Annotated in this window: 16 protein-coding genes; 7 read left to right on the top strand and 9 right to left on the bottom strand. The window is 67.6% G+C overall.

The genetic code is table 11. The features are described from left to right. Positions 1-5 precede the first annotated feature (5 nt). Genes LPH33_RS02590 through LPH33_RS02580 form a run of 3 tightly spaced genes read right to left on the bottom strand, consistent with a single transcriptional unit; the run spans position 6 to position 2169 of the window. The gene (locus LPH33_RS02590; RefSeq protein ID WP_016694730.1) at positions 6-701 is read right to left on the bottom strand and encodes a GntR family transcriptional regulator; all 696 of its coding nucleotides are present in this window, start codon (positions 699-701) and stop codon (positions 6-8) included. Continuing rightward, the gene (locus LPH33_RS02585) at positions 688-1428 is read right to left on the bottom strand and encodes a maleate cis-trans isomerase (RefSeq protein ID WP_229566942.1); all 741 of its coding nucleotides are present in this window, start codon (positions 1426-1428) and stop codon (positions 688-690) included. Before LPH33_RS02585 ends, LPH33_RS02590 begins: the two co-directional genes overlap by 14 nt. Beyond that, positions 1429-2169, bottom strand: coding sequence for an Asp/Glu/hydantoin racemase (locus tag LPH33_RS02580; RefSeq protein ID WP_229566940.1), 741 nt, complete (start codon positions 2167-2169; stop codon positions 1429-1431). Between the two features lie 140 nt (positions 2170-2309). Here LPH33_RS02580 and LPH33_RS02575 point away from each other — a divergent pair, with 140 nt between their 5' ends. Further along, entirely contained in the window at positions 2310-3224 is a 915-nt protein-coding gene (locus LPH33_RS02575; RefSeq protein ID WP_420714493.1) for a D-2-hydroxyacid dehydrogenase, read from the top strand. Positions 3225-3256: 32 nt separating this feature from the next. Next, the gene (locus LPH33_RS02570; RefSeq protein WP_229566937.1) at positions 3257-4627 is read left to right on the top strand and encodes an amidase; all 1371 of its coding nucleotides are present in this window, start codon (positions 3257-3259) and stop codon (positions 4625-4627) included. Between the two features lie 69 nt (positions 4628-4696). Here LPH33_RS02570 and LPH33_RS02565 read toward each other — a convergent pair whose 3' ends face one another. Beyond that, a complete protein-coding gene (locus LPH33_RS02565; protein ID WP_088897599.1) occupies positions 4697-5191 on the bottom strand; it encodes a DUF3830 family protein in 495 nt (164 codons plus the stop codon). Positions 5192-5213: 22 nt separating this feature from the next. Beyond that, positions 5214-6455: an aspartate aminotransferase family protein gene (locus LPH33_RS02560; protein ID WP_088897600.1), complete on the bottom strand. Its 1242-nt coding sequence runs from the start codon at positions 6453-6455 to the stop codon at positions 5214-5216. A 181-nt stretch (positions 6456-6636) separates the two neighbouring features. Between LPH33_RS02560 and LPH33_RS02555 the strand changes: the two genes are divergently transcribed. Further along, positions 6637-7734 carry a PRC-barrel domain-containing protein gene (locus LPH33_RS02555; RefSeq protein ID WP_229566935.1) on the top strand — a complete coding sequence of 366 codons (1098 nt, stop codon included), beginning with the start codon at positions 6637-6639 and terminating at the stop codon, positions 7732-7734. A gap of 76 nt (positions 7735-7810) precedes the next feature. Here LPH33_RS02555 and hsaB read toward each other — a convergent pair whose 3' ends face one another. The 4 genes from hsaB to hsaA are packed head-to-tail and all read right to left on the bottom strand — an operon-like array spanning position 7811 to position 11357. Then, on the bottom strand, positions 7811-8398 hold the full coding sequence (gene hsaB / locus LPH33_RS02550; protein ID WP_016693305.1) for a 3-hydroxy-9,10-secoandrosta-1,3,5(10)-triene-9,17-dione monooxygenase reductase subunit: 588 nt from the start codon (positions 8396-8398) through the stop codon (positions 7811-7813). Beyond that, a complete protein-coding gene (gene hsaC, locus LPH33_RS02545) occupies positions 8398-9297 on the bottom strand; it encodes an iron-dependent extradiol dioxygenase HsaC (protein ID WP_229566933.1) in 900 nt (299 codons plus the stop codon). The genes hsaB and hsaC overlap by 1 nt, the downstream gene beginning before the upstream one ends. Next, a complete protein-coding gene (gene hsaD, locus LPH33_RS02540) occupies positions 9298-10173 on the bottom strand; it encodes a 4,5:9,10-diseco-3-hydroxy-5,9,17-trioxoandrosta-1(10),2-diene-4-oate hydrolase (protein ID WP_088897605.1) in 876 nt (291 codons plus the stop codon). It abuts the gene before it with no gap. Between the two features lie 8 nt (positions 10174-10181). Continuing rightward, positions 10182-11357 (bottom strand): 3-hydroxy-9,10-secoandrosta-1,3,5(10)-triene-9,17-dione monooxygenase oxygenase subunit, encoded by a 1176-nt coding sequence (hsaA, locus tag LPH33_RS02535; protein ID WP_229566932.1) that lies wholly within the window; start codon positions 11355-11357, stop codon positions 10182-10184. A gap of 191 nt (positions 11358-11548) precedes the next feature. Here hsaA and LPH33_RS02530 point away from each other — a divergent pair, with 191 nt between their 5' ends. The 4 genes from LPH33_RS02530 to LPH33_RS02515 all read left to right on the top strand — a co-directional run bounded on the left by LPH33_RS02530 (position 11549) and on the right by LPH33_RS02515 (position 15881). Further along, positions 11549-12697 carry a Rieske 2Fe-2S domain-containing protein gene (locus tag LPH33_RS02530; protein ID WP_016693309.1) on the top strand — a complete coding sequence of 383 codons (1149 nt, stop codon included), beginning with the start codon at positions 11549-11551 and terminating at the stop codon, positions 12695-12697. A 2-nt stretch (positions 12698-12699) separates the two neighbouring features. Beyond that, positions 12700-13062, top strand: a complete 363-nt coding sequence (locus LPH33_RS02525) for a hypothetical protein (protein WP_026061376.1) — start codon at positions 12700-12702, stop codon at positions 13060-13062. Positions 13063-13254: 192 nt separating this feature from the next. Further along, entirely contained in the window at positions 13255-14967 is a 1713-nt protein-coding gene (gene kstD / locus LPH33_RS02520; protein ID WP_172415015.1) for a 3-oxosteroid 1-dehydrogenase, read from the top strand. Between the two features lie 53 nt (positions 14968-15020). Continuing rightward, positions 15021-15881 (top strand): MaoC/PaaZ C-terminal domain-containing protein, encoded by an 861-nt coding sequence (locus tag LPH33_RS02515; protein WP_088899028.1) that lies wholly within the window; start codon positions 15021-15023, stop codon positions 15879-15881. Positions 15882-15885 lie beyond the last annotated feature (4 nt).

Below are 15885 nucleotides of genomic sequence, written 5' to 3'. Positions count from 1 at the left end.
CGGGATCAGCCGGACGCGATCACGCCGTCGACGTTCTGACGCTCGCGGAGCCGGGTGACCGTGTCGTGCAGGTGCTCGTCGAGCAGGCGCCGCACGTCGTCCCGGTCGGCGGTGCGGATCGCCTCCCGCAGCACGACGTGCTCGTCCACCTGCACGTGCAGATCGGGATAGGTGGTCTGCAGCGCGCCGAGGCACATCCGCGTCTCGACGAGGAGCGTGCGGGCCGCTCGCACGAGCCGCGGGCTCTCGGCACTGGCCACGAGGATCTCGTGGAAACGCCGGTCGCCGTCCGAGACACCGGTGGCGTCCTCTCGTTCGGCGGCGGTGCGCATCTCCTCGATCGCGGGTTCGAGGGCCTTCCACGTCTGTTCGCGACGGCCGTCCAGCACCAGGTCGAGGGCGCCGCCCTCGATGACCCAGCGGCTGCGGTAGATGTCGACGACGTCGTCGAAGGTGAGCTCGGTGACGAAGATGCCCCGGTTGCGGATGCTGTAGAGCAGGCCTTCGGACAGCAACCGCTGCATGGCTTCTCGCAGCGGTCCGCGGGAGACCTGGAAGTGCGCCGCCAGTTCGGCTTCGCCCAGCTGTTCCCCGGGACCGAGCGCACCCCGGACGATGGCCGACCGGATCTGTTCGGCGATGAGCTCGGCCGTGGACGGCCGGGTGACAGGACGTAGATCTTCCAGATCACCGAGCACCATGATCGGTCTCCTCCTCGAACAGCGAGCCCAGCTCCGGGCATTCCACTGTATATCCGGCGAGTTCCAGGCCGTGCCACACGGTGACCTGGTTGGCGGTCAGCACGGGCTTGCCGGTCTCCTTCTCGAGCTCCCGCATGACCCGCAGTGTATGCATCGCGGTGTCGGGCACCAGGACCGCCTGCGCGTCGGGATGATCGTTGGTACTCGCGAATTCGAGGACCGCCTCGTCGGTCAGGGTGCCGACCTCGGCGGCGGTGTCGATGCCGGCGTCGGCGAGCGAGACGACGTCGACACCGGCGTCCGCGAGGAAGGCGACGAACAGTTCGGCGACGTCCCGCGGATAACTCGCCGCCACGGCCACCCGGGTGATACCGAGCGCTCGCAGTGCGGCGACGAACGCGATGCTGGTGCTCGTCGTGGGCACGCCTCCCGCGTCCCGGGAGAGCTGCTCGACCTGGGTGCGTGCCCCCTCGGGTCCGTACACGAAGCTGCCCGACGTGCACGCCCACACGAGGGCGTCGAGGGGCTCGTCCGCGAACTGCGCCGCTCCCCCGGCGAGCTTGGCCGGACTTCCGAGGTCGAGGAGTTCGGGAACGGCGTGCAGATCGGTGCCGTAGATGTGGGCGACGGGCAGGTTCACCCCCAGGAGTTCGGCGGCGAACGGGTAGTCGTCCTCGGCGGCATGATCCGGATAGACGATCCCGACGGTCGTGCGGTCACGGTGCATTCAGAACACTCCTCTCAACCACTCCCCCGGCCCCGTCATGGGGAGCTTCATCCGTCCCAGGCACGACCAGATGGTGAGCTGGTTGGCCGTGAGGACCGGCTTGCCGAGTTCCCGTTCGAGCGGCGCGATCAGGTCGTAGGTCGGCAGGTTGGTGCAACTGACGAAGATCGCCTGGGCGTCGGGGGTGTCGGCCTCGATGATGTGCTCGGCGATGGTGCGGTAGTTGACCTTCCAGATGCCGCCGCCGAGCCCGAGATGTGACGACCGGACGACCTCGGTTCCGGCCTCGTTCAGGAAGTCGTGCAGCAGGTCGGTGAGCTCCCGGTCGTAGGGGGTGATCACCGAGATGCGGGTGAGGTCGAGTTTGTGGAGGGCTTCGAGCAGCGCTCCGGAGGTCGTGACCGCGCACGGTGCGCCCGCCTCGCAGATCGCGTCGCACAGGGCCTTCTCGTAGGCCACCCCGTTGACGAAACTACCCGAGGTACAGAGATACGCAACGACTTCCGGTTCCACCGACAGCACGTCGCGGGTCGCGACCATCAGGTGCCGTCGGTCGGACACCAGCTCGGCCATCGCACGGCTGACCGGCACCGGCTCGTAGGGGGTTCGAGCGAGGTGCAGTGTCACCTCGAGCGGCGCCCATCGCCACAGTTCTCGTTCCAGGGCGAGATCGAAGGGTGCGATCACACCGATGCCCCGCTGAGCCAGAGGACCTTCGAATTCGGGAATGTTCAGTTCCATACGGTCCCTCGGCTTCGTCAAGAGTTCCCTCAGCCTTGAGGATTGTTGACAATAATACGAGGCGCTCATACGGTGTCAACGTGGATGCCCAGCCGGTCGTTGCAGTGCTTCATGCCGAAGCCGTGCCGGATCGTGCGTGGATGGCCCCGGTGGCCGAACACGCCACGGTCCGCTACACCGACGCCGCCGGTCTGGCCGACGCTCTCGACGGCGCCGACATCCTCTTCGCCTACGACTTCCTCACCGACGCCCTGCCCGCGGCCTGGCACGCCGCGGCGTCCCTGAAGTGGATCCATGTCGCCGCGGCCGGGGTCGACGCCCTCATGTTCCCCGAGCTGCGCGACAGCGACGTGGTCGTCACCAACTCCCGCGGAGTCTTCGACGGGGCGATCGCCGAATACGTTCTCGCTCAGATACTCTCGTTCGCCAAGGACATCCCCGAATCCCTGCGGCTCCAGCACGAGCACATCTGGAAGCACCGGGAGTCCGAACGCATCGCCGGTCGCTCCGTGCTCGTCGTCGGCACCGGCCCGATCGGTCGCGCGATCGCCCGCCTGCTCTCCGCCGTGGGGATGACAGTCCGGGGCTCGGGCCGACGTGCCCGCGACGACGACCCCGATTTCGGCCGCGTCACCGCGACCGCCGATCTTCCGGCCGCCCTCGCCGACGTCGATTTCGTCGTCGTGGCCGCACCTCTCACGGATCAGACCCGGTACTTGTTCGACGCCCGGATGTTCGCCGCGATGAAGCCGCAGGCGCGCTTCGTCAACGTCGGGCGTGGCGAACTCGTGCGCACCGACGACCTGGTCGAGGCGCTGCGGTCGGGCACGATCGCCGGCGCCGCGCTCGACGTGCTCGACGTCGAGCCGCTCCCCGAGGACCATCCGCTCTGGGACATGCCGAACGTCTCGATCACCCCGCACAATTCGGGGGATTTCGTCGGCTGGCGCGACGCGCTGGTGGACGTCTTCGTCGACAACTTCCACCGTCACCGCAGTGGCGAACCTCTTCGGAACGTGGTGGACAAGAAGCTGGGTTACGTGCCCGGCGCGTGAGAGTCGGCATCGTCCGACGAGAAGGAGGCACGATGGAGCCCACAGACATGACCGCCGTCGAACTCGTGTCGGCGTTCTCCTCGGGCGAGCTGTCTCCCGTCGAGGTGACGCGAGACGTGCTCGATCGGATCGCGGCGCACGATCGCGAGATCAACTCGTTCTGCCTCGTCGACGAGGAGAAGGCCCTCGACCAGGCGCGCAGGTCCGAGGAGCGGTGGCGGACCGGCTATTCGAAGGGCCTGCTCGACGGGGTCCCCATCTCGATCAAGGACGTCTTCCTCACCGACGGATGGCCGACCCTGCGGGGTTCGCAGGCCATCGACGAGAACCAGGACTGGAACGTCGACAGCCCGGTCGCGGCCCGGCTGCGCGAGGACGGAATGGTGTTGGTGGGCAAGACCACCACCCCGGAGATCGCGTGGAAGGCGGTGACCGACTCGGCACTCTACGGGGTGACCACGAATCCCGCCGACACGACGAAGACCGCCGGTGGCTCGTCCGGAGGCAGCGCGGCGGCGGTCGCGGCAGGCTTCGGTCCGTGCTCCGTCGGCACCGACGGTGGGGGCAGCATCCGCATCCCCGCTTCGTTCTGCGGCGTCGTGGGTTTCAAGCCCACCCACGGCCGGATCCCGATCTTCCCCGCCAGCCCGTTCGGGCCGCTCGCGCACGCCGGGCCGATCACCCGGACGGTCGAGGACGCGGCGCTGCTCACCGACATCCTCGCGCTGCCCGACCCCCGGGACCCGACGGCCCTCGCGCCGCCGCTGACGACCTTCCGCGGAGGCCTCAACCGCGAAGTGGTGGGAATGGACGTCGCCTACTCCAAGACCCTCGGCTACGTCGACGTGGACCCCGAGGTCGGTGAGATCGTCGACCGGGCGGTCCGCGTCCTCGACGAGGCCGGACTGCGCGTGACCGCCGCCGACCCCGGTTTCACCGACCCGCTCGAGGCCTTCGAGAACCTCTGGGCGGCAGGCGCGGCCACGATGCTGAAGACCTTCCCCGAGGGCACGCGGGACAAGGTGGACCCCGGCCTCGGACGCGTGTGGTCCCACGGCGAACAACTCGGTGCCGTCGATTATCTCGAGGCCCGCGCGGTCGCCGCGGCGGTCGGCATCACGATGGGGATCTTCCACCAGAAGTACAACGTGCTGATCACCCCGACGATGCCGATCCCCGCCTTCGAGGCCGGCCACGACGTGCCTCCGGGTTCGACGTTGACCTCGTGGCCGCAGTGGACCCCGTTCACCTATCCCTTCAATCTCACGCAACAGCCGGCCATCAGCATCCCCGTGGGCACCACCTCGGCCGGTCTGCCCGTGGGTCTGCAGATCGTCGGGCCGCGGCATTCGGACGACCTGCTGCTCGCCGTCGCGCGGTTCGCCGAGTACGCGTTGAGCTGAGACGGGAAGAGCACCACGGGAAACGGCACCGCACATTGTGTGCGGTGCCGTTTCCCCTGCAACGACCGTCTATGCGCGTGCGAAGCTCAACGTCTCCCCCACGACCCCCTGGATCCACAGGTCGTTGCACGCGACGGCAAGTTCGGGCAGGCCCTCCTCGATGGTCGCGAAGACGTTGCCCGGTACCCATCCCACATCGCCGTTGAGCAACAGATTGTTCCGGCCGTAGAACAACGCGAGGTCGGTCGCTCCCTGCTGCGCATGGGCCTGCGATCCGGGTTCGTAACCGTATGCGGGATTGCCGATCTCCCACGGTTCGAAGTCGAACAGGCACACATCCCCGGGGATCGGCGTCACCGTCGGGTTCTCCCGGTGCGGTGCCGCCGTGATCCTCGGGACGAGGGTGTAGAGCTCGTTGCGGGCGTACTTGGCGTGGAACGCCGAGCCGCTCTGCGGCAGGGCGTCCCACACCGCCGCGCAGGTCAGCGGCGCCTCGTCGTCGAGAAGCCGTGCTCTGCACGTGATGTCGCGCTTGTCGAGAGTGATCGTGATGTATCGGGGCACGCGGACTCCCTCGTTCGACGGATTATCGGACCTCGGCGAGGACCTCGGACCAGATCCCGAGCGCATCCTCGATCTGCTGGGTGGTGACGATCAGCGGTGGGATCATGCGCACCACGTTCATGTGTGCGCCGCAGGTCAACAGCAGCAACCCCTTCTGCGCGGCGAGTTGTTGCGCTGCGGTCGCCCGTTCCCGGTCGGGCGCTCCGTCGGTGGTGAACTCGAGGCCCACCATGAGACCGAGACCGCGCACGTCACCGATGAAGTCGGTCGTGTGCTCCCGTGCGCCGGAGAGCAGTTCACGCCCGCGCGCGGCGGCGTTGTCGACGAGCCCCTCCTTCTCGATCACGTCGAGAGTGGCGACGGCCGCCGCGCACGAAACCGCATTCGCCCCGTACGTGCCGCCCTGTGATCCCGGACGGGCGCGCTCCATGAGTTCCTCGGAGGCGGCGATACCCGACAGCGGGAAACCGCTCGCGAGACCCTTGGCGATGGTGATGATGTCGGGTCGCACGTCGAAATGCTGATGGCCGAAGAACTTTCCGGTCCGCCCGAATCCGGTCTGGATCTCGTCGAAGACGAGCAGGATGCCGTGTTCGTCGGCCCGCTGCCGCAGCCCCCGGAAGAACCGGGTGTTGCCGGGGATGTAACCGCCCTCGCCCAGGACCGGTTCGACGACGAAGGCCGCGATCTCGTCCGGTGCCACGAGGGTCGCGAACAGGTAATCCAGTTCCTGCAGGGCGAAATCGGTCGCCTCCTCTTCCGACCAGCCGTAGCGGTAGGCGGTGGGGAACGGAGCGACGTGCACACCGCTCATGAGCGGCGAGAACCCTGCGGAGAAGCGGGTTCCCGAGGTCGTCATCGTGGCGGCCGCAACGGTCCGGCCGTGGAATCCGCCGTGGAAGACGACGATTCCGGGTCGTCCCGTCGCCTGGCGGGCCAGACGCAGCGCCGCCTCGACGGCTTCACTGCCCGAATTGGCGAAGAACAGCGAGTCGAGTCCTTCGGGGAGCACCGCGCCCAGGCGTTCGGTGAGTTCGAGCAGGGGCCGGTGCATCACGGTCGTGTACTGCCCGTGGATGAGCGAGCCGATCTGCCGGCGGGCGGCCTCGACGACGTGCGGGTGACAGTGACCGGTACTCGTGACGCCGATGCCGGCGGTGAAGTCGAGATACCGACGTCCGTCGGTGCCGTGGACGTAACAACCCTCGGCGTGGTCGACGGTGACGGGCGTTGCCTGCAGCAGGCGGGGTGAAAGACGGGTCATGACGATCCCTCCGAACAGCCGAGGGCGCGAACCCTCGTGCCGGTTGTCGGATTGTTGACAATATGGATAACACGTGGGGATGGTCGACGCAACGGCGAGCGGTGTAACGGCAGCGTTTCGTCACTCGCACTGGAGGGCATCCGCACAGCAGGAAGCCGCATCGCCCACGGATGAGGACATCATGATCAGCAACGACGACATCGACACCCTCGCTCGCGCCACCGCGTACGGACCGGACGGCGACAAGCTCGGACGAGTCGGAGAGGTGTACCTGGACAACGACACGGGCCGACCTGCCTGGATCACCGTCGTCACGGGTCTGTTCGGAACGCGCCGGCACTTCGCCCCCATCGACGAAGCCGAACTCGACAGCTCCGGAGTGCGCCTGCCCTTCGACAAGGACACCATCACCGGTGCGCCGAACATCGACGAGAACGGTGAGCTGACCCCGCTCGAGGAGGACGAGCTGTACCGCTACTACCGCCGGTTCGGGGACACCTCTGCCGAAGGTGGAACCACCGGCGACCGGGGCGGATTCACGGACGATCGGGGTGGACCGACCGACGACCGGAGCGGCCTCGACGAGCGGAGCGCGGCCGGTGGGGGTCTCGTCGGCGGCGCAGCCGGCGGTGGTCCGGCCGGTACCGGAGCACCGCACACCGGCGAGTCGTACGGCACCACCGCGCCGGTGGGAACCGGACAGTCGCCCACCGCGGGGACCGCGCACTCGCCCACCGCGGGGACCGCGCACTCGCCCACCGCGGGGACCGCGCACTCGCCCACCGCGGGGACCGCGCAGTCGCCCACCGCGGGGACCGCGCAGTCGCCTACCGCGGGGACCGCGCACTCGCCGACAGCGGGCGCCGGGCATTCACCGACGCCGCCCGACGTCGCGCGTGAGGAGATCGCCGGGAACTACCGGCCGAGCGAGGGCCAGCGGGACGAATCGCTCGAGCACTCGATGCCCGGACATACCGCGTCGACGCCGTCCACACCCTCCGGCACCGCGCACTCGGCGGCGGACACCGCCCGCCACGCGGCTTCCGGCACCGGTACCGGCAGCGATCAGGAGATCGTCGGCCCGGGACCGACGGGACCGGCGCACTTCACGCCGCCGCAGTCGGCCGACACCGACACGAGCACGGCCGACGCGAAGGCTGACACGGCAGGCGGCGCGGACGCCGACCGGCCGCGCAAGCCGCGCCTGGTGCGCCGCGTCGTGACCACGGAGTACTACGAGGAGTCGCCGGACGACGCAACCGACACCGACCGTTCCTGATCCCCACACGAAGCCGGGACGGCCACATCCGATGTGGCCGTCCCGGCTTCGTCGTGCGGTACTCACGGTCTGCGATCTACAACCAGGTGTCCTCCGTGACCGAGGTGAGGAACGCTTCGAGATCGTCTCGCCAGGGCGCCGGAGTCGTCTTCTCCGGTTCGATCCCGGTGTACTGCCCGCGGTAGAAGAGCAGCGGGCGTTCCTTCTCGTCGCGCACCTCGCTCAGCGACGAGACGCGACCGAACACCACCCAGTGGTCTCCCCCGTCGTGCACCGTCTCGACCGTGCAATCGATGTGCGCGAGCGATCCCGTCAGGACGGGTGAGCCCAACGGAGAGGGTGTCCAGTCGAGTCCGGCGAACTTGTCGGGTTCGCGGGAACCGAACCGCGCGCAGGTCTCCTGTTGTTCCTCGGCGAGGACGTTGACGCAGAAGCGGCCCGCTCGTTCGATGGCCGCCCACGACCGCGACTGCTTCGTGGGGCAGAACAACACGAGCGGCGGGTCGAGCGACAACGCCGCGAACGACTGGCACGCGAATCCCACAGGCGTCCCGTCGTCCTCGGTGGTGGTGATGACGGTGACGCCGGTGCAGAACTGCCCGAGCACGGTGCGGAAGGCCCGCGGGTCGATCGCACCGTTCTCTCCGGCCTCCGGCGCGGTCATTACTGCATTCCCACCGAGAAGTCGTGGCCCCACAGGCTCACGGCCGTGGATTCACGGGCGATCCAGTCGTCGTCCTCGACCTGCAGCCCCTCGCAACCGAATTCGACGTCGAATCCGCCGGGGGTCTTCATGTAGAAGGACAGCATCTTGTCGTTGACGTGGCGGCCGAGCGTCGCCGACATCTTGACCTTCTTCCGCAGCGCGCGGTCGAGGGCGAGACCGACGTCGTCGGAGTTCTCCACCTCGATCATCAGGTGCACGATGCCCGACGGGGTGGGCATGGGCAGGAAGGCGAGGCTGTGGTGGCGCGGGTTGCATCCGAAGAACCTCAGCCAGGCCGGTTTTCCGTCGGCGGGCCGGCCGACCATCTGCGGAGGCATCCGCATGGAGTCGCGCAGGCGGAAACCGAGCACGTCGCGGTAGAAGCGCAGCGATTCCTCGTCGTCGCGGGTCGAGAGCACCACATGCCCGAGGCCCTGCTCACCGGTGACGAACTTGTGCCCGTACGGGCTGACCACGCGGCGGTGTTCGAGGGCGGAACCGTGGAACGCCTCGAGGGTGTTGCCCGACGGGTCCTGGAAGACGATCAGTTCGTCGACGCGACGATCGGCGAGCTGCTCGGCGGTGCCCTCCTTGAACGGGACACCCGCTGCGGAGAGACTGTCGCGAACCGACTGGAGGTCGGCGGCGTTCGCGGTCTCCCAGCCCGAGACGAGCAGCTTGTCGGACTCGTGCGGCTCGATGACGAGCCGGGCCGGGAAGTCGTCCATCCGCAGGTACAGCGCCTCGGCATCGGTGCCCTTGCCCTCGATCATGCCGAGGACCTTGAGACCGTACTCGCGCCAGGCCGGGACGTCGGTGGCGCCGATCCGGAGATATGCCAGCGACCGGATACTCATCTATTCGACTCCATCCGTGAGGAAATCCACTGTCAGGCGGTTGAATTCGTCGAACTTCTCGAGCTGTGCCCAGTGGCCGCATCCACCGAACACGTGCAACTGTGCGCGCGGGATCATCTTCAGCGCGACGAGTGCGCCGTCGAGCGGGTTCACGCGGTCCTCGCGACCCCAGATCAGCAGCACCCGCTGACGGAGCTTGTAGGCGTCGCGCCAGAGCATCCCCTTCTCGAATTCGGCGCTGGAGAACGACTTCCCCATCGCCTTCGCCGCGGCGAGCGACTCGGGGGTGCTCGCCGACGCGAACCGCTCCTCGACGAGCTCGGGGGTGATCAGCGACTGGTCGAAGACCATGATCCGCAGGAACGCCTCGAGATTCTCGCGGGTGGGGTCGTACGAGAACCGGCCGAGATTCTTGACGCCCTCGGTGGGGTCGGGTGCGAACAGGTTGACGCTCAGCCCACCCGGTCCCATGAGGACGAGCCGTCCGGCGCGCTCGGGGTAGTCGAGCGCGAACCGCACGGCGGCACCACCACCGAGCGAGTTGCCGAGGAGGTGGACGCGGTCGGTGATCCCGATCGTGTCGAGCAGGTCCTTCAGTGCGGACGCGCTGTGCACGAAGTACTGCGGATGCTCGGTCGGCTTGTCGGACCTGCCGTAGCCGGGCTGGTCGACGGCCAGCACATGGAATCGTTGTGCCAGCACCGGAATGTTCTTTGCGAAGTTCGACCACGACGACGCGCCCGGGCCACCACCGTGGAGCAGGACGATCGTGGTGTCGTTGCCGACGCCGGCCTCGTGGTAGTGCAGGCGCAGGTCGTCGCGGACCTGCGCGAAACGGGAGGTCGACTCGTAGGTGATCTCGTCGATTGCGGTCACATCCACCCCTAGACCATCGTGTCGGTGATCGGCAGACCGAACTCGGCGGCACCGAACATCACGTAGGCACGCTCGGCGTCGTTGGCGGCGTGCACACGACCGGCGTGCGCGTCGCGCCAGAAACGCTGGATGGGTGTGCCGTCCGCGAGTGCGGTGGCACCCGAGTTCTCGAAGAGACGGTCGATCGACGTGATGGCACGGCCGGTCGCGCGGACCTGGTCGCGACGCGCCCGCAGACGAAGTTCCATCGGAACCTCCTCGCCGGCGAGGAGGTGGGCGTACTCGTCGGCGACGTTGCCCGACAGCTGGCGCCAGGCCGCGTCGATGTCGCTGGAGGCCTCGGCGATGCGCACCTTGGCGAACGGATCGTCCTTGGCCTTCTCACCGGCGTACGCTGCACGGACACGCTTGCCCTGGTGTTCGACGTGCGCCTCGTACGCGCCGTAGGCCATGCCGACGATGGGCGTCGAAATGGTCGTGGGATGGATGGTGCCCCACGGCATCCGGTAGACGGGCGCGGTGTTGCGCTCGAGCCCGGGCGAGGCGAGGTCGTTCATGGCCTTGAAGCTGAGGAAGCGGTGGCGCGGGACGAAGACGTCCTTCACCTTGACCGTGTTGGATCCGGTGCCGCGCAGACCGACCACGTGCCACACGTCGTCGATCTCGTACTCGGACCGAGGGATCAGGAAGCTGCCGAAGTCGACGGGGCGGCCGTCCTTGATGACCGGGCCGCCGACGACGACCCAGCTCGCGTGGTCGCATCCGGACGACCAGGCCCACGCACCGTTGACCTTGTATCCGCCGTCGACGACCTCACCGGCGCCCATGGGCGCATAGGACGAGGAGATGCGCACGTCGGTGTCGTCGCCCCAGACCTCTTCCTGGGCCTGCTGGTCGAAGAGTGCGAGGTGCCAGTTGTGGACGCCGATGATGCCGGAGACCCATCCGGTCGAGCCGCACGCGCTCGCGATGTTGCGCACCGCGGTGAAGAAGGCGACGGGATCGGCCTCGTATCCACCCCACTGGGCCGGTTGCAGAAGTTTGAAGAAGCCGGCCTCCTGGAGCTCCTTGATCGAGTCGTCGGGCACCCGGCGCAGATTCTCGGCCTCCTGCGCACGTTCTCGCAGCGTGGGCAGCAGAGCGTCGATCCGCTGCAGTACCTCGTGGCTGTCGTGGTCACCCACTGGACGCTCCCGTCTGTTCAGGAATTGATCGCTTGTACCGAGACTAGAACATGTTCTTATTCGTGTCGAGACACGCCACACTCGCAGGTAGACAATCCCTATGGCGGGACCAAAGTCCCCGAACCCTTCCCCTCGCGACGCGAATTCTATAACGTGTTCTAGAAGAGATTTCCGGAAGGAAGTGAGCGGACATGGCACAGATTCGCGAGATCGACGTCGGAGAGGTCCGGACGCGTTTCGCGCGAGGCTGGCACTGCCTCGGCCTCAGTCGCACGTTCAAGGACGGCAAGCCCCACGCCGTCGAGGCCTTCGGCACGAAACTCGTGGTGTGGGCCGACAGCAACGGCGACCTGAAGGTGCTCGACGCGTACTGCCGCCACATGGGCGGCGACCTGTCACAGGGCGAGATCAAGGGCGATTCGGTTGCATGCCCGTTCCACGACTGGCGCTGGGGCGGCAACGGCAAGTGCACGGACATCCCGTACGCCAAGCGTGTTCCCCCGCTGGCCCGCACCCGCTCGTGGATCACGATGGAGAAGCACGGCCAGCTGTTCGTGTGGAACGACCCCGAGGGCAACACCCCGCCCCCGGAGGTCACCATCCCCGAGATCGAGCAGTACGGCTCGGACGAGTGGACGGACTGGACCTGGAACCAGATCCGGATCGAAGGCTCCAACTGTCGCGAGATCATCGACAACGTCGTCGACATGGCGCACTTCTTCTACATCCACTACGCCTTCCCCACGTTCTTCAAGAACGTCTTCGAGGGGCACATCGCCGAGCAGTACCTCAACACCCGCGGCCGGCCGGACAAGGGCATGGCGACGCAGTACGGCCTGGAGTCGACGCTAGAGTCGTACGCGGCCTACTACGGCCCCTCCTACATGATCAATCCGCTCAAGAACAACTACGGCGGGTACCAGACCGAATCCGTGCTGATCAACTGCCATTACCCGATCACGCACGACTCGTTCATGCTGCAGTACGGCATCATCGTCAAGAAGCCGCAGGGCATGTCACCCGAGCAGTCCGACGTACTGGCCGCCAAGCTCACCGAGGGTGTCGGTGAGGGCTTCCTGCAGGACGTCGAGATCTGGAAGAACAAGACCAAGATCGAGAATCCCCTGCTGTGCGAGGAGGACGGTCCGGTCTATCAGCTCCGCCGCTGGTACGAGCAGTTCTACGTCGACGTCGCCGACGTGACGGAGAAGATGACGGGCCGCTTCGAGTTCGAGGTCGACACCGCCAAGGCCAACGAGGCCTGGGAGAAGGAGGTCGCCGAGAATCTCGAGCGCAAGAAGCGCGAGGAAGAACAGGGCAAGCAGGAAGCGGAGGTGTGACGATGAGCGCCTCGACCCGGCGGAGCAGATGGGCGAAGTCCCCGGACTTCTCCCAGTGGCCCGAGCGGGCCGAGGCCGTCGCCGCCCAGACCGCGATCGACAAGATCAATTATCTGGAGTCGGGTCAGCACGAGGTGCAGTGCCACGAGTGCGGCACGTGCGTGCTGGTGCGCAAGAACAGCCTGTCGCACACGAGCGTGCAGTGGCAGGACGATCCGGACACCGTGTGCCCGACCTTCCGCGAGACCGCCTCGCTCCGAGGCTCGTCCATCACACCGCGCGAAGGGTGTCCACAACTCCGGGAGAGCATCGACCGGGCCGTGCTCGACGGCACCCTTCCCGTACCGGACGGATCGCCCACCTGACCGACTCCGCCCCGATCGACCCCGCCCCCGATCGACCCCGCGACGGCACCGCCCCATCGGACGGTGCCGTCGCTCGTCGTCGTCCGGCCGTATCGCGTTCCAGTCCCGGTGTCGCCGCGTCTTCGCTTCACGTCCAGGACTCTTCGCATTCGGGGATGGACTCGGCACCACCATTTCTATAACGTGTTCTACATGACGAAGCAGGAGTACGACATCGTTGTCGTCGGCAGCGGTGCCGGCGGAATGACCGCCGCCATCACCGCAGCCCGCAAGGGCGCCGACGTGGTCCTGATCGAGAAGGCGCCGCGCTACGGCGGATCGAGCGCCCGATCGGGCGGCGGTGTGTGGATCCCCAACAACGAGGCACTGAAGGCCGCCGGGGTGGACGACACCCCCGAAGAAGCCCGGAAGTACCTCCACAGCATCATCGGCGACGACGTGCCCGCCGAGAAGATCGACACCTACATCGATCGCGGACCGGAGATGCTCTCCTTCGTCCTGAAGAACAGCGCCCTCGAACTGCAATGGGTGCCGGGCTATTCCGACTACTACCCCGAGGCGCCCGGCGGACGTCCCGGTGGCCGTTCGGTCGAACCGACACCCTTCGACGGCCGCCGTCTCGGTGAGGATCTCGCCCTCCTCGAACCCGACTACGCGCGCGCTCCCAAGAACTTCGTCATCACCCAGGCCGACTACAAGTGGCTGAACCTGCTCATGCGGAACCCGCGCGGGCCGGTTCGCGCCATGCGGGTCGGCGCCCGGTTCGTCTGGGCGAACATCACCAAGAAGCACCTGCTCGTCCGAGGTCAGGCGCTCATGGCCGGGCTGCGGATCGGCCTGCGCGACGCCGGTGTGCCCCTGCTGCTGGAGACGGCGCTCACCGACCTCGTCGTCGAGGACGGCGTCGTGCGCGGCGTCGAGGTGGTCGCGAACGGTGAGAAGCGCGTCATCCGTGCCCGCAAGGGCGTGATCCTCGCGAGCGGCGGTTTCGAGCACAACGCCGAGATGCGGGCGCAGTACCAGCGTCAGCCGATCGGCACCGAGTGGACCGTGGGCGCAAAGGCGAACACCGGCGACGGCATCCGCGCCGGGCAGAAGCTCGGCGCCGCAGTCGATTTCATGGACGACGCCTGGTGGGGCCCGTCCTTCACGCTCACCGGAGGCTCGTGGTTCGCACTGTCGGAGCGCAGCCTCCCCGGGTGCCTCATGGTCAACGCGGCCGGCAAGCGTTTCGTCAACGAGTCGGCGCCCTACGTCGAGGCGACGCACGCGATGTACGGCGGCGAGCACGGACGCGGCGAGGGACCGGGCGAGAACATCCCCAGCTGGCTGATCCTCGACCAGCGTTACCGCGACCGCTACACCTTCGCCGGCATCACCCCCCGCACCCCCTTCCCCCGCCGGTGGCTCGAGGCCGGGGTGCTCGTCAAGGCCGCTTCCGTCGCCGAACTCGCCGAGAAGATCGGGGTACCGGCCGACGCCCTCACCGAGACGGTGCAGCGCTTCAACGGCTTCGCGCGTGCCGGCAAGGACGAGGACTTCGGCCGCGGCGAATCCCACTACGACCACTACTACGGGGATCCGCGCAACAAGCCGAATCCGAGCCTCGGCGTGGTCGACAAGGCCCCGTTCTACGCGTTCAAGGTGGTCCCGGGCGATCTCGGCACCAAGGGCGGGCTCGTCACCGACGTCCACGGCCGAGTGGTGCGCGAGGACGGCAGCGTGATCGACGGCCTGTACGCGGCCGGCAACGCCAGTGCCCCGGTCATGGGACACACCTACGCCGGGCCGGGCGCCACCATCGGGCCGGCGATGACCTTCGGTTATCTCGCGGCCCTCGACATCCTGGACCGCACGCGTGACGAACGCGCCGAGGAGCTGCGAGAATCCGCCGACACCGTGTGACCCGATCGACCCGCGTTCGAGCCGTAGATTCGAGCCGTAGAAAGGAAGCGCCTGTGCCCATCGATCCCTCGGTTGCCGTCGGAGCCGAGCTGCCCGCTCAGGAATTCGAGTGGAGCAGCACCGATGTCCAGCTCTACAACCTCGGCATCGGCGCCGGGTCCCATCCCACCGACGCGGGCGAACTGCGTTACCTGCGGGACAAGGACCCCCAGGTGCTCCCCACCTTCGCGACCGTCGCCGCGACCTTCCACCAGGTCGAGCCGCCGAAGGTCTCGTTCCCCGGGATCGAGATCGATCTCGCCAAGGTCGTCCACGGCAGCCAGGAGGTGACCGTGCACGCGCCCATCCCCGCTTCGGGCAAGGGCCGCACGATCACCCGCATCGCCGAGGTGTGGGACAAGGGCAAGGCCGCGGTCGTCGTGCAGGAATCGGTGACCGAGGATCTCGACGGCAATCCCCTGTGGACCGCACGGTCGTCGATCTTCGCCCGCGGCGAGGGCGGTTTCGGCGGCGAGCGTGGCCCGTCGGAGTCGGTGGAGTATCCCGATCGTGAGCCGGACGCCGAGTTCGATGTGCCGACCCTCCCGCAGCAGGCGCTGCTGTACCGACTGTGCGGCGACCGCAACCCCCTCCACTCCGATCCCGAGTTCGCATCCGCGGCGGGCTTCCCGGCACCGATCCTGCACGGGCTGTGCACCTACGGCATCGTGTGCAAGGCGGTGACCGACGGTCTTCTCGACGCCGACGCATCGCGCGTGAAGGGATTCCGCGCCCGGTTCGCCGGTGTGGTCTTCCCCGGCGAGACCCTCCGGGTGCGTGTGTGGAACGACGACGACCGCAAGCTCGTGACCGCCTCCGTCGTCGAACGCGATCTCGCCCCCGCCCTGGCCGACGTGGTACTCACCGTGGCGTGATCGC

This window comes from Rhodococcus sp. RDE2 (assembly GCF_020885655.1).
GTDB lineage: Bacteria > Actinomycetota > Actinomycetes > Mycobacteriales > Mycobacteriaceae > Rhodococcus > Rhodococcus pyridinivorans.
This window is presented reverse-complemented; position numbering and strand designations above follow the sequence as displayed.

Coding starts and splice junctions, on each gene's coding strand:
- LPH33_RS02560 (WP_088897600.1), bottom strand. CDS start 6,455: ATGACCCGTCTTTCACCCCGCCTGCTGCAGGCAACGCCCGTCACCGTC.
- LPH33_RS02555 (WP_229566935.1), top strand. CDS start 6,637: ATGATCAGCAACGACGACATCGACACCCTCGCTCGCGCCACCGCGTAC.
- kstD (WP_172415015.1), top strand. CDS start 13,255: ATGACGAAGCAGGAGTACGACATCGTTGTCGTCGGCAGCGGTGCCGGC.
- hsaC (WP_229566933.1), bottom strand. CDS start 9,297: ATGAGTATCCGGTCGCTGGCATATCTCCGGATCGGCGCCACCGACGTC.
- LPH33_RS02570 (WP_229566937.1), top strand. CDS start 3,257: ATGGAGCCCACAGACATGACCGCCGTCGAACTCGTGTCGGCGTTCTCC.
- LPH33_RS02575 (WP_420714493.1), top strand. CDS start 2,310: ATGGCCCCGGTGGCCGAACACGCCACGGTCCGCTACACCGACGCCGCC.
- hsaB (WP_016693305.1), bottom strand. CDS start 8,398: ATGACCGCGCCGGAGGCCGGAGAGAACGGTGCGATCGACCCGCGGGCC.
- LPH33_RS02530 (WP_016693309.1), top strand. CDS start 11,549: ATGGCACAGATTCGCGAGATCGACGTCGGAGAGGTCCGGACGCGTTTC.
- LPH33_RS02580 (WP_229566940.1), bottom strand. CDS start 2,169: ATGGAACTGAACATTCCCGAATTCGAAGGTCCTCTGGCTCAGCGGGGC.
- LPH33_RS02590 (WP_016694730.1), bottom strand. CDS start 701: ATGGTGCTCGGTGATCTGGAAGATCTACGTCCTGTCACCCGGCCGTCC.
- LPH33_RS02585 (WP_229566942.1), bottom strand. CDS start 1,428: ATGCACCGTGACCGCACGACCGTCGGGATCGTCTATCCGGATCATGCC.
- LPH33_RS02525 (WP_026061376.1), top strand. CDS start 12,700: ATGAGCGCCTCGACCCGGCGGAGCAGATGGGCGAAGTCCCCGGACTTC.